This window comes from Brevundimonas sp. (assembly GCF_030656255.1).
Classification (GTDB): domain Bacteria; phylum Pseudomonadota; class Alphaproteobacteria; order Caulobacterales; family Caulobacteraceae; genus Brevundimonas.
Window position 1 is genome coordinate 1 of record NZ_JAUSOE010000120.1, and the last position, 11,655, is coordinate 11,655.

9 protein-coding genes and 1 pseudogene are annotated in these 11,655 nt (G+C 65.5%); 7 read left to right on the forward strand and 3 right to left on the reverse strand.

The genetic code is table 11. From position 1 onward, the window contains the following. The 5 genes and pseudogenes from Q7J26_RS12405 to Q7J26_RS12425 form a co-directional block, all read left to right on the forward strand. Positions 1 to 400 (forward strand): annotated as a pseudogene (locus tag Q7J26_RS12405) (chromosome partitioning protein ParB); the annotation flags it as partial. A gap of 154 nt (positions 401 to 554) precedes the next feature. Then, positions 555 to 1,505, forward strand: a complete 951-nt coding sequence (locus Q7J26_RS12410) for a nucleotidyltransferase and HEPN domain-containing protein (protein WP_304936720.1) — start codon at positions 555 to 557, stop codon at positions 1,503 to 1,505. A gap of 334 nt (positions 1,506 to 1,839) precedes the next feature. Continuing rightward, the gene (locus tag Q7J26_RS12415; protein ID WP_304936721.1) at positions 1,840 to 2,565 is read left to right on the forward strand and encodes a hypothetical protein; all 726 of its coding nucleotides are present in this window, start codon (positions 1,840 to 1,842) and stop codon (positions 2,563 to 2,565) included. A gap of 577 nt (positions 2,566 to 3,142) precedes the next feature. Continuing rightward, on the forward strand, positions 3,143 to 3,436 hold the full coding sequence (locus Q7J26_RS12420) for a DUF736 domain-containing protein (RefSeq protein WP_304936722.1): 294 nt from the start codon (positions 3,143 to 3,145) through the stop codon (positions 3,434 to 3,436). Between the two features lie 72 nt (positions 3,437 to 3,508). Further along, on the forward strand, positions 3,509 to 4,399 hold the full coding sequence (locus tag Q7J26_RS12425; RefSeq protein WP_304936723.1) for an ArdC family protein: 891 nt from the start codon (positions 3,509 to 3,511) through the stop codon (positions 4,397 to 4,399). Positions 4,400 to 4,408: 9 nt separating this feature from the next. Here the strand turns inward: Q7J26_RS12425 and Q7J26_RS12430 are convergent, their stop codons facing one another. Next, the gene (locus Q7J26_RS12430) at positions 4,409 to 5,743 is read right to left on the reverse strand and encodes a hypothetical protein (protein WP_304936724.1); all 1,335 of its coding nucleotides are present in this window, start codon (positions 5,741 to 5,743) and stop codon (positions 4,409 to 4,411) included. A 228-nt stretch (positions 5,744 to 5,971) separates the two neighbouring features. On the opposite strand from Q7J26_RS12430, the gene Q7J26_RS12435 reads away from it, so the two are divergent. Continuing rightward, positions 5,972 to 6,490 carry a MobC family plasmid mobilization relaxosome protein gene (locus Q7J26_RS12435; protein WP_304936725.1) on the forward strand — a complete coding sequence of 173 codons (519 nt, stop codon included), beginning with the start codon at positions 5,972 to 5,974 and terminating at the stop codon, positions 6,488 to 6,490. Beyond that, a complete protein-coding gene (locus tag Q7J26_RS12440; RefSeq protein ID WP_304936726.1) occupies positions 6,490 to 7,509 on the forward strand; it encodes a relaxase/mobilization nuclease domain-containing protein in 1,020 nt (339 codons plus the stop codon). The genes Q7J26_RS12435 and Q7J26_RS12440 overlap by 1 nt, the downstream gene beginning before the upstream one ends. Positions 7,510 to 7,766: 257 nt before the next feature. Here the strand turns inward: Q7J26_RS12440 and Q7J26_RS12445 are convergent, their stop codons facing one another. Further along, positions 7,767 to 9,650, reverse strand: coding sequence for a UvrD-helicase domain-containing protein (locus tag Q7J26_RS12445; protein ID WP_304936727.1), 1,884 nt, complete (start codon positions 9,648 to 9,650; stop codon positions 7,767 to 7,769). Between the two features lie 2 nt (positions 9,651 to 9,652). Then, complete coding sequence (locus Q7J26_RS12450; RefSeq protein WP_304936728.1) at positions 9,653 to 11,635, reverse strand: ATP-dependent endonuclease; 1,983 nt, start codon at positions 11,633 to 11,635, stop codon at positions 9,653 to 9,655. Positions 11,636 to 11,655: the final 20 nt, after the last annotated feature.

An 11,655-nucleotide genomic window follows, 5' to 3' on the forward strand; every position in this document is an offset into this window, starting at 1 on the left:
GGACCAGTTGGACCTGATGGCCTGCTGCGCCGGGGTCGGCCTCTACGCCGTGCGTGACCCGCACGACCGGCGACCCGGCGCTCTGGCCCAGGCCGAGACGCTGGCGACGATGGTCGGCCTCGACATGACCCAGACGTGGTCGGCGACGGCGGCCAGCTACTTCACCCGCGTCCCAAAGACGCGGGTGCTGGAGGCGGTGACGGAGGCCGTCAACGCGGAGGAGGCGGGCCGGATCGCCGGGTTCAAGAAGGGCGACATGGCCGAGGCGGCGGAACGGCTGGTGGAGGGCAAGGGGTGGTTGCCCCCGGTCCTGCGGACGGTGTCCGATGCGGCGCAGCCGGAGGACGAGAGCGCGGACGAACCGCGCGATGACGACGCCTACGCGTTTGCGGCGGAATAGCCGTCGTTGAGAGACTGAAAACCTGCCGCGCGCCCTTTGGGGGCGCGCGGCTTTTTCATGGGCGCCGCCGTGCGGCGGCGAAGACCGCCATTAGGCACGGAACGACGCTCGCTCGCGAGGCGGACAGGTCGAAGACGGCGTATTCAGCCTTGCCGTGTGCGGCCGTATCGCGGAGACTCCAGCCATGAAGAAAAGTCTCGATCATCTGCCGCTGCGCAAACAGGCCGAACTCCGTCAGGTGGTCGAGACCGTGCGCGCGGCGTTCGAGGAGGCGATCTCGACCCGTCGCGCCGCGCGGCTCAAGGACGGCAAGATTCTCAAGGTCATCCTCTACGGCAGCTACGCGCGCGGCGACTGGGTGCATGACCCCGTCGGGCGCTACTTCTCGGATTTCGACCTGCTGATCGTCGTCGACCATGAAGACCTGACTGACGGCGAATTCTGGTACGAGGCCGAAAACCGGACCATGCCCATCGGGCCTGATATCCGCACCCCCGTCAGCCTGATCGTCCATTCGCTGGACGACGTGAATGAGCAACTCGATCGCGGCCGCTACTTCTTCGCCGACATCGTGCGCGAAGGCGTGCTGCTCTACGACACGCCGGGCGCCAAGCTGCACAAGCCGGCGGACCTCAAGGCGCGCGTGGCGCTGGAGGAGGCCGAGCGGCACTATGCGAAGTGGACGGCGAGCGCATTGGACTTTGCTGAGGTCGCGGCATTTTGCGTGAGCCAGCAGAAGAACAACTTAGCCGCCTTCAACCTTCATCAAGCCAGCGAGCACCTTTACCACTGCGTTCTGCTGGTCGTGACGCTCTACAGCGGCAAGGCCCATAACCTCGCCTTCCTGCGCAAGAAGGCCGAGGCCATCGACCCACGCCTCGCCGAGGCCTGGCCTCGCGAGACCAAGTTCGAACGCCGCTGTTTCGAGCTCCTTCGCGAGGCCTATGTGAAGGCGCGCTACTCCGAACACTACAAGATCAGCGCCGAGGAACTGGCTTGGCTGACCGAACGGGTTGATGTGCTGCGCGGGCTGACCGTGGCGGTCTGTCAGGAACGCCTTGGCCAGATGCGGGACGAAGCTGACGGCGCCGATGATCAGCCATAGGGCTTAGGCGCGTGTCCGGTCAGACTGAGCTTCCCCGCTACAGCGGTGCAGCCACGATCATTCGCTACGCCGTTTACGTTCATCGCGGGATCATCCCCGCCGAGGATTTTGTGAAACCTTCGACGGTGGCTCGGTCCTCGTCACCTCGTCTCCAGAACGCGCGATCGCGGAGGGGCTGCCGCCTGCGGCGCATCGGCCGCCCATCGGCTCGATTTTCGGCGGTCCGCTTCCGCCGGCCTGGAGCGCCGACATCGCGGTCGAACGACTGAGGGCGCGGCTTCGCTCGGGCGGCGCCGTCTGTATCCGTCTGGAGCGTGCGTGCAGCCAGGTCGACATGACACTGGGCTGGCGCGAGGCGGTCGGCCTCGGTTTTCCAATCGGCGCGACCGAGGCCGAAGTGGCCGATCTGGTTTCCGAAGAGACCCGGGTGCTCACCGCACTCTCCCTGAGCATCCCCGCTAACTATTCCCCCGAGTTCGGCCTGTTCGATCGTACCACCCTTGTGCGCATTCCGACGGACGACCGGCCTGTGAGCGTCGTGACAATCACGCCGCCTACGGCCAGCGCCTGGGTCGCGGGGCGCGAAAACACGGTCGATCGCGATCGTTTCCGACGCGTGCTCGCGGCTGAAACGCTGTCCGACCTGGGTCTCGTTCATACCGCTTTCGATCACAAGGTGAGCCCGCTGCCCGGCTTCCTGGCCGCGTGGGCGGCCATCGAACGGATCATCAACGGCGCGTTTCAGGCCAACCTTGCAAAGATCGAACGCGGAGCGCCGGGCATGATCCATCCTCTGATCGCCAAGGTGCTCGAGCGGCGCACGGCGGAAGACTACCGACCCAGCATCACCGACAACTTTTTGCTGACCTGTTTCGGCTGGGGATCGGACGATCTGGAGGCCGACGCGCGGACCTTCAAGCAGGTCAATCGCCTCAGACAGGGCATCTATCATCGCGGCGATCTGGCGGACCTCCACCGCGCGCGTGATGAGGCATCGAACCTGCTGCGACGTCTTCTGACCCTTCAGACGACCACCTCGACATCGCCTGAGGACTCCTGAAAAGTCGTTTCGACTGTCCCGCCGACGGCTCTTTTCGGCGACCTGATCAAGGATGGCGCCTGCGCCATGCCGATCACGGAGCGGGAGCGGATATCGTCCCTGCCACGGCGGCCGGATCGTGCTTCTGCGGCCCGCGGCGGGTGCGGCCTGGCTCGATCTTCAGCGACCCGGGTCTGATGCAGGGTCGGCTCTGCCCACAGGGCGCCTCGACGTCGAGACAGTCTTCCCGATCACGGCCTGAGCCTGAACGACCGAGGGGGCCTGAGCGACCGGTCGTGTGTCGCCAGCGGTGTCGGAGGTAAGACGGCGGCCACCGTCTCGCATCCTTTTCGCGCCAGCCGGCGCGGCCTCTCGATGAGGCGGATCTGACCGAAGCCCGGTCGGCTGGTGCAACCGCTTTCGCGACTTTCATCCCCGGCCTGACGGCCTTCCTCGCGAAACAAGAAAGTCTCTCATCGCGGTCCTTCGCTTCGCTGCGGGGGCTCGCTTCGCTCTCCCTGCGCGCCGCCCGAACTTCGGTCTGCCGATCGCCATCGAGGCCGCGGCAGGCGTGGCCCGAAGCAAAGGAGAGACTGACATGGCCACCATCGGCACCTTCACCGCCCAAGGCGACGGCTACACCGGTTCGATCAAGACCCTCACCCTCAACGTCAAGGCGGCGGTCCTGCGGCCCAACGAGAAGAGCGACGACAAGGCCCCCGACTACCGGATCTTCGCCGGCCAGACCGAGTTCGGCGCCGCCTGGAAGAAGACGAGCCAGCAGAACCGCGACTACCTCTCGGTCAAGCTCGACGATCCCAGCTTCCCGGCGCCGATCTACGCCTCCCTGGTGGAGGTCGAGGGCGGACACAGCCTGATCTGGTCCCGCTGACCCAAGAGCCGCGGCGGCGCGGAGATCGCGCCGCCGCTCCTTCTTCCAACAATCCGTTTCGAGGAGGCCGCGATGAAGCGCCCCGCCGATCCCGCACACCCGGACATCCACGCCCGGATCACCCAACAGATCATCAGTCAGCTCGAAGCCGGGGTCCGCCCCTGGACCCAGCCCTGGAAGACCAAGGCCTCCGTCAGCCGCCCCCTGCGCCATGACGGCACGCCCTACAACGGCATCAATGTCGTCCTGCTCTGGGGCGAGGCGGCAAGCCGCGGCTTCAGCCGGTCGACCTGGATGACCTTCCGCCAGGCGCTGGCCCTCGGCGCCCACGTCCGCAAGGGCGAGCGCGGAGCAACGGTCGTCTACGCCAACCAGATCGTCCGCGACGAGACCGACGATACGGGCGCGGATGTCCAGCAGCGCATCCCCTTCCTGAAGGCCTATACGGTCTTCAACGTCGACCAGATCGAAGGCCTGCCCGATCGCTACGACGAGCCCGAGACGGTCGAGATCAATCCGGATGAACGGATCGCCCGCATCGACGCCTTCTTCGAACACTGCGGCGCCGAGGTTCGCCACGGCGGAGGCAGCGCCTACTACGCGCCGGGTCCGGACCATGTGCAGATGCCGCCGTTCGAGTGCTTCGAGACGGCGGACGCCTACTACAGCACTCTCGGTCACGAGATGACCCACTGGACCCGGCATCCCACTCGCCTCGACCGGGACTTCGGTCGCCAACGCTTCGGGGGTGCTGGCTATGCGCGCGAGGAACTCGTCGCCGAACTGGGCGCGGCCTTCCTTTGCGCCGACCTTGGGTTGGCGCTCGAACCTCGGGAGGACCACGCCGCCTATATCGCCAGTTGGCTGCAGGTGCTGAAGGACGATGTGCGGTTCGTGGTCTCGGCCGCTTCCCATGCGCAGAAGGCTGTCGATCACCTCAAGGCGCTGCAGCCTCCGCCCTGAACTCGAATGCTAAACGTTCGCCGGTCGCGCGGCATCCCCGGCGACCGGCCCAACGCCCACGATGCGCCGGATGAGGGCGCGCATCAGATCGGCGAGCGCGATGAGCGTCTCGTCGTCTTCCTGGCTCGAATACGGAGACACGAGGTTTCCGTGCATGACCGCATGGCGGACTTTCTGCCAAGCCTTGACCTGATCTCGGGTGATCGCGGCGTCGGCGACGAGCGCGCGCATCGCGATGGCCGTCGTGACTTCGGCCGTTCTCTGCACGGCGCGGATGGCCGCCTCCTTCAAAGCGTGGTCCCCGGACCAGGCGCGGATGTGGCAGATCAGTTGTGTATTGGCGTCAAGATCGGCGTCCTCCCGCCGGGTTCCGCGAGAGTACAGCATCGAGACCAGGCCCTCGATGCTGCTGGCGAGGGTCATGGCCCAGACCCAACGTGACCCGCGCGCCGCCTGGATCACCTCCTCATGGAAGTGGGTGACCGGATTTGCCTCGAAGTTTCGTCCATCTCCCGTCCGCGCCGAGGCGACATGCGTCAGGAGCGCGGCGTACAGGGTCCAGAACCCGGCCTTGTCCCATCCCGCGGTCCCGTCGATCCACAAGGCCGTCCAGTCGGAGTCCCGTGTCCAGGGAGGGGAGGGCCTTACAGCGAGCATCGCGTGACCGTCCGATTGAACGCGGGCGACCATGCGTGGAAACACCAACTGGCCGAACAGGATACGCAGAGGTTCGCCCAGCCAGTTCTCCGTGTAGGTCAGCGGGAGCGACTCCGAGGCTGGCGTTGAAATCGTCAGCATGGACATGGCGCGATCGAACCTGAAGGTGACGGTCTGGCCCATCACCTCGAGGTCGAATCTCGGTTCTGGCGGCAGGCGGTCACGAGGGGTCGTGACGAAGTGCGCCAGCATTTGCGCGGCGTGATGCCTGGTCGGGATGAGGAAGCGAACTTCTGTCGATCCTGTCGGCGTCAGTTCAGAGCGACCGCCCCCCATGAAGGACTCGGTTTCGCCCTCGAAGGTCCAGGCGCCGTCGCCAGTGCGGAAGCTTGGGACGGTCCATCCGCCCGCGTACTCAGTTCCATCGTCGTCCTCGAGCACCAATCGGAACCGCGATAGGCCGTCATAGCGGTCAGCCTTCTGTCGCCGCATCTGTTCAAACACATAGGCGGGGTTCTCGGGCTCCCCGATCAGGGTGAACTCGAAGCGATTGCTGGTGACCACCCTGAGTTCGCCCGAACCGGCGACCAGATCCGGCTCATGGTCACGCGCCATCAACCGCATCTTCGGAAAGACGTGGACGCTCGAGATCGCGGAGAACCGGGAGAAGTCGTCGAGAAGCGACACGGGTGCGGTGATCCTGAGACAGGTTCGAGGGAGTGAAGGAGGTGGCGGTGGAATGCGCGGTTGTCCAGCACCCGCCCGGCTGGGGCGCCCTTCAGGGCGGAGGGCGAGCGGCCGGCTTCGGACGCCGAGGGGAGGGAGGACAGCACCGGAGGCCTACGGGGCGAGGATGGTGACGGTCTAGGGCAGGATAGGCTTTGCGCCGGCATTGTCAGACACACCACCTCGCTCATGGACCGCCTCACCGTACGCCTCCCGATCGATCTGATCCGACGCTTCGACGCCGCAGCGGCCGGGCGGGGCGGTCGGTCGCGTCTCCTGCGCAGTCTCATCGAGGCCGCTGCACAGGCCGCCCTTCCAGAGGTCGCCGCACCGTCCGTGGATCGGCTCGACGCCAAACTGTCTCTCCGTCTGACCTCTGACGACATGACGCTGCTGGAGCTCGAGGCGGCTCGCACGGGCCTGTCCCGCACCCAATGGACGGTCGCCTTGATCCGACGGCGCCTCCATGAGCGGCCTCACCTTTCGCCGTCCGAAGCCATCGCCTTCATAGGCATCCAGCGCGAGTTGCGGCGCATCGGCGTGAACGTGAACCAGATCGCCAGGGCGATGAACACCGCCGTCCTCGACGGCAAGGTGCTCGATCTGGAGGTCGCTCAACTCGCCGATTTTGCAGTCGAGATCCGCGCCCATCTCGGCGGGGTCCACGACGCCTTCAAGGGCAACCTCCACTATTGGTCGGACCGCTGATGGCGGACTTCGTCCAGGTTCGTGGGTTCGAGGAAGCGGTGCGCCCACCGGTCCGGCAAAAGCGCGCGCGCCTGACCGATCAGCCAGGGCAGATCGCACGGTCCCGCCCCGACATGGCCCCCCGCGCGCGGCTCGATCGGATCGCCCGACGCGTGCCGGAGGTGATGGTCAAGGTCACGGGGCGGACCCGCGACGGCGGTCACCTCCAAAACCATCTCGCCTATATCGGGCGGAACGGAAAACTTCCGCTTGAGGGGCCGGACGGCGAGCGGCTTCAGTCCCGGGCCCAGGTCAGGAGGCTCGTCGGAGATTGGATGGCGGAGGTAGAGGCGGATCCGCGTCGCCGCAAGGATAGCGCGGTCACCCTGTCCATTGTGCTCAGCATGCCGCCGGGCACGGACCCGTTCCGCATGCACGATGCGTCGCGGGCCTTCGCCGGCCAGACGTTCGGCGACAGCCATCCCTATGTCTTCGCCTTCCACACCGATGAGCGACATCCCCATGTCCATCTGACGGTTCGGACCCTTGGCCACGACGGACACAAGCTCAACCCGCGCAAGGCCGATCTCGAACAGTGGCGGCAGGCCTTTGCGGCCGCTCTGCGGGATCGCGGGGTTGAGGCTGAGGCGACGCCGAGGCGGACGCGAGGCGTCGTGCGCAAGGCGGAGCAGGGGGTTCTCCGGAGAATTCGGTCTCGCTTCAGCCAGGGCCAGGGCGAACCGCCCAATGTCGACGTGGCGGCTGCGCGGGAGGCGCTCGACAAAGCGAGAAAGACGCCGTGGGTCGAGGTGGGTCGCGCGAGACAGGCGGATGTCCGCCGCTATTTCGCTGCCCAGGCCGTGGCCTTGTCCCGTTCGGACCGAGACGAGGATTGTAAATTGAGTGCGGCGCTCGCGGCGTTCGTGAAAGACATGCCGTCCGTCCGGACGCGAGGCGAGGAGATTTCCGTGAAGATCGACCTCCGTCGGCAGCTTGAGGAGGACAGCGAGCGGCTCGCTGAACGATCGAGACAGCGCTGACGGAGAATCCGGCGTTCCCGGGCAGCAAACGCAAGGTGGATCTTGGCCGCGTCTCCTCCGAACAAAGGAGCATCAGCAAGCGCTTGATGATTTCCGCACTGGCGCGACCATCGCTGAACCACTGCGGTAGTTGAGAAGGTCTGCTCTAATATGTCGGAGTTGACTGAGATTGGTGGGCCAGCTGTACCGGAACTTACGCATAGGCACCTTGGCTCGTCCGTACGCAACGGTCAGGCTCCTGCGGCCGCAGCATCGGATTATACCGCAATCTCGGGCACACCGGCGGCCGTGAGGAGGTGATAGAGTTCAGCCACATTGTTTCGGTTTCCGCGTTGTTGGCAGAAGGCGAAGATGGCGCGCTGCTTCGCCCTTGAGAGGGCGACGAAAAACGCAGCGACTCCTTCGGAGTCGCCGGGGGTGTGAGACCACCAAGCCCGGTCATCGAGGCCGACGAAGATGATGGTGTCGTATTCCAGCCCCTTGCTCTTATGGACGGTCATCATCGGGATCTGATTCACCCCCTCGAAAGCGTCAAGGCACGACGTCCAGTCCGGCACGCCGTCGGCGCAACGGAAGAAGTGGATGCAGAACGCTTCGAGGATGATCTGGAGCTGGTCGCCGACGCCATATTCGGCAAAGGTTCGGGCGATCGTATCTAGGTCCAGATAGTCAAAAACTCTCGCGGCGAAGTCGGCGGCGCTTTGCTCCGACGGAGGCGTGGCGGCCATGTCGGCGCGCAGCGCGGCGAGGAAGGCGGTCAGGTCTGTCTCGACCTTTGCCGCGCGCACGTCATCGTCTTGCCCGACGGCGCGGAGCGCCAGAAGGGACGATGAGACCAACTGCCAGGCGGCCGGCGCGCGGCGGGACGCGCCAAGCCGGAAGATCGCGATCGCAAGCCGGCTCAACTCGTCCGAGAGCAGATCCTGGAGCGAGGTTTTCCCGAGAGTATGGCTCTCGTTACGAATCCGGAGACCCTGAGCGGCGAAGGCTCCAGCTAAGTCCTGCTCATAGTCATCGGACCTCTGCTTCACGAGTAGGGCGTAGTCGCGCGGTGCCCGGCTGCGCGCGGCCATGTCGTTGGCGATCCATTGCGCCAGGTGGGCGGCTTCGGCCGCCTTGGTCTGGCTGGACCAGACTTGCGCCACGTCGCCATCGACCTGGCGCGCGGTCTGGGCGACCGTTTGAGCGGTGTTCGGGTCGAGGGCGCGGGCGACGACGTGCTGGATGGCGACGAGGTCTGGCGAGGAACGGAAGTTGAAGAGGAGGGGGAAGCGGGCACCGCCGAAATCCGCCTGCAGCCGCTGAAAGGCATCTTGGCGCGCGCCGGCGAAGACCATGATCCGCTGCTTGTCATCACCGACGCCGGTGATGATGGTCTGTCCGCCCGAGAACGCCGAATGCAGGAAGTCGTATTGCGCGTAGGTCGTGTCTTGGAATTCGTCGACGAAGACGAAGGGGTAGGTGGCCACGAGCGCCCGGCGGATGTGGGGATTGGCGCGAATTAAAAGCTCGGCGAGGCGGTTGAGGCCCACGAAGGTCAGGCCGGACGGCTGCCCTGGCCGCAGCTGCGTCGCCCACCAGCGTGCGATGGTGAACTCGGCGGCGTTCTGGGGCGCGATAGGTCCCGTCGGCAGGCGGTAGCCGCCGACGATCTTGGGTTCAAAGTCGCTCGCGCTGTAGCCGGCGATCTCGGCCTGCCATTGCGGCGGCGCGCTGAGCCGGGCAAGCGTGAGGAAGCCTTCAATCGCCTTAGGTTTGGGAAAGGCGATCTCGTAAGGCCGGGTCGGGCGCCAATCGGCAGGGATGGCGTTGAGAAAGCGATCGACCAAGCTCTTGGTAAAGGCGTCAAAGGTGACGGAGACGAACCGGTAGGCGAATCCCGGAGGGCATCGTTTGCGGACGCGAGCGGCGAGATTGTTAGCGGCATCGCTTTTGAACGAAATCGCCAGCACGCGGTGCGGCGCCCGGCATAGTCCCGTCTCAAGGAGATAGTCGGCGCGCTGGGCTAGGAATTCAGTCTTGCCGGCGCCGGGACCTGCGACCACGCACGCCGATCCGGCGTGGCGCAGGGCGTTCCACGCTGAAGATTCGAGATCGTCGATGCCGGTGGGGCGCCAGTCCTCTGGCCGAATGAGGCGCATGGTCACAGGCCCGCAAGCGGCGGCGGCGGCGGCGGGGGTGGCGTCAGGCGCGCGACAATCGAGGTCAGGAGCGCGCGTAACTCTTCGGGCGCGCCCGCCGCGAGCGCGACGGGGTCTTGCGAGCTCAGCACCCGGACGTGGGTGCTCGGCTTGCCGCGCCCCAGGAACAGATAGCGATACCAACGCATCAAGACGTCCTGGTCCGCACCGTAAAGGTGAGGCAGGCCGTCGTCGCCCAGAACCGATGTGCGAGGTTCCCCGGCGGGTGACGGCCCTTGGCGGCCGGGTTCGACGACCTGATAGGCGACGGGAAACGCCTTCAGCATCGAATAGTCGAGATCGAGGGGCGTGCAGAAGAAGACGTTGAAGCGGCGCAGCCAATTCGCCCACTGGGTGAGATGCGCGAAATCTGTCGGCGGCAGAGCGTCAAAGGCCACCAAGTTCTCCGCTGGCCCCAGCGGGAGCAGGTGCGCTCCGAAAATGGCCTGAGGCGTGACGTTGTTCGCGAGCAGCTGCGTACAGGCTGTCTTGATACGGCCCCAGCCTCCTCCGGAACGGCCCCAGTCGAGATCCAGCAAGGTGGCGTAGGGAATGTCGAGGTCGGTAAGCAGTCGCCACAGGTGGTTTACATGGCGACCGCCCAGGGGAACCACCGCGACGAAGGATCGATCGATGTCGAGCCCCATGACGTCGGCGAGACGAGGAAGAACGACTTCCTCGGACGCGCCTTCCCCCAGCACGACGAAGCGCGCGAAATAGAGTTCGGGATAGGTGCGGACGGCCTCGCGGATGAATTTTGACGCTTCTTCCCCGCCGATGGGGAGGGTGATCGGACGGACGCGAGCCGTTCGATCTTGCGGGTCGAGGCGGAAGTGCCGGACTTGGGTAGGATCGACCCGGGCGAGGATGCTCGGGGAATGGCTGGAGACCACGGCCTGCGCCTGCGGCGACTTCGTCAGGTCTTGGATCTGCCGAATGATACGGGAGAGATAGAAGGGCGCGAGGTTGTTCTCGGGTTCTTCGATCGCGATGAGGGTCAGCGCTGGTAGCGGAACGCCGCCGGCCTGGAAACCAGCGCCTGCGGGATCGGCCACGATCCCGGCTTCGACATCCAGCGTCGCCGCGGTCATCGCCAGATGGAAGAGCGACCTCTGGCCGTCGCTGAGATCATCAAGCGCCCGCTCGCGGCCGGCTTCGTCGGGGCGAAAGACAACCTCAACCTTGCGGATGAAATGCTCAAACCGCAGATCGAGCGGACGGAAGACCGGCGTCGTGTCGGTCCCGGCTGTGTAAACTTCCTGCCATCGCCGCGTCACCGCTGCCGCGATCACGTCGACGGCCGGCTCCCCGGCGAAGGCGCCGTTCAATGTCGTACCGGCATTTGTGAACGTGTCGCGGACACCCTGCGACCAGTTGATAGCGCGCCACAGCCTGCCGCGCAGGAAAGCCGTCACCTGAGAGGCGCCATCCCGCGTGGCCGGCACGTAGATCATTTGGATCCGCGCCCGGTCGGTCGCTTTCAGCTCGGTGCAATCGGCGTCGGTGAATGCGCCGAAGGTCCGGATCGCCCAGTATTTATGCTCAATCGCGCCGTCGAGCGAACCGTCATCGGTCCAGGTCGCTTCGAGACGCAGGCGGCATTTCAGCTTGCCTGCGTCTTCAGCGGCCATCTGGTGGAAGAATTCGGGAATGGCCGCGCCGCCGGCGCCGTCAGCGTCCAGTTCCGGAAAGGCGACAATCGCCTCCAGCAAGAAAGTTCGCTGAAGCGGCGCGACCAGCTCGGCGGAGGGGACATGGAAATCCTGGCGCCGTAGGCGTCGCTGATCTCCGGTCACGCCGAACAGGCGCTGGAGGGCCTGCATCAGGGCAGTCTTGCCCGCGCCGTTGATGCCGACGAAGGTCGTAAAGCCCGAGGTTAGATCGACGCTTGTCACTTCAGGTCCAAAGCAACGGAAATTCGTCAGACTGAGCCGCTCAATAAACATGTATCCGACCTCCCCATATT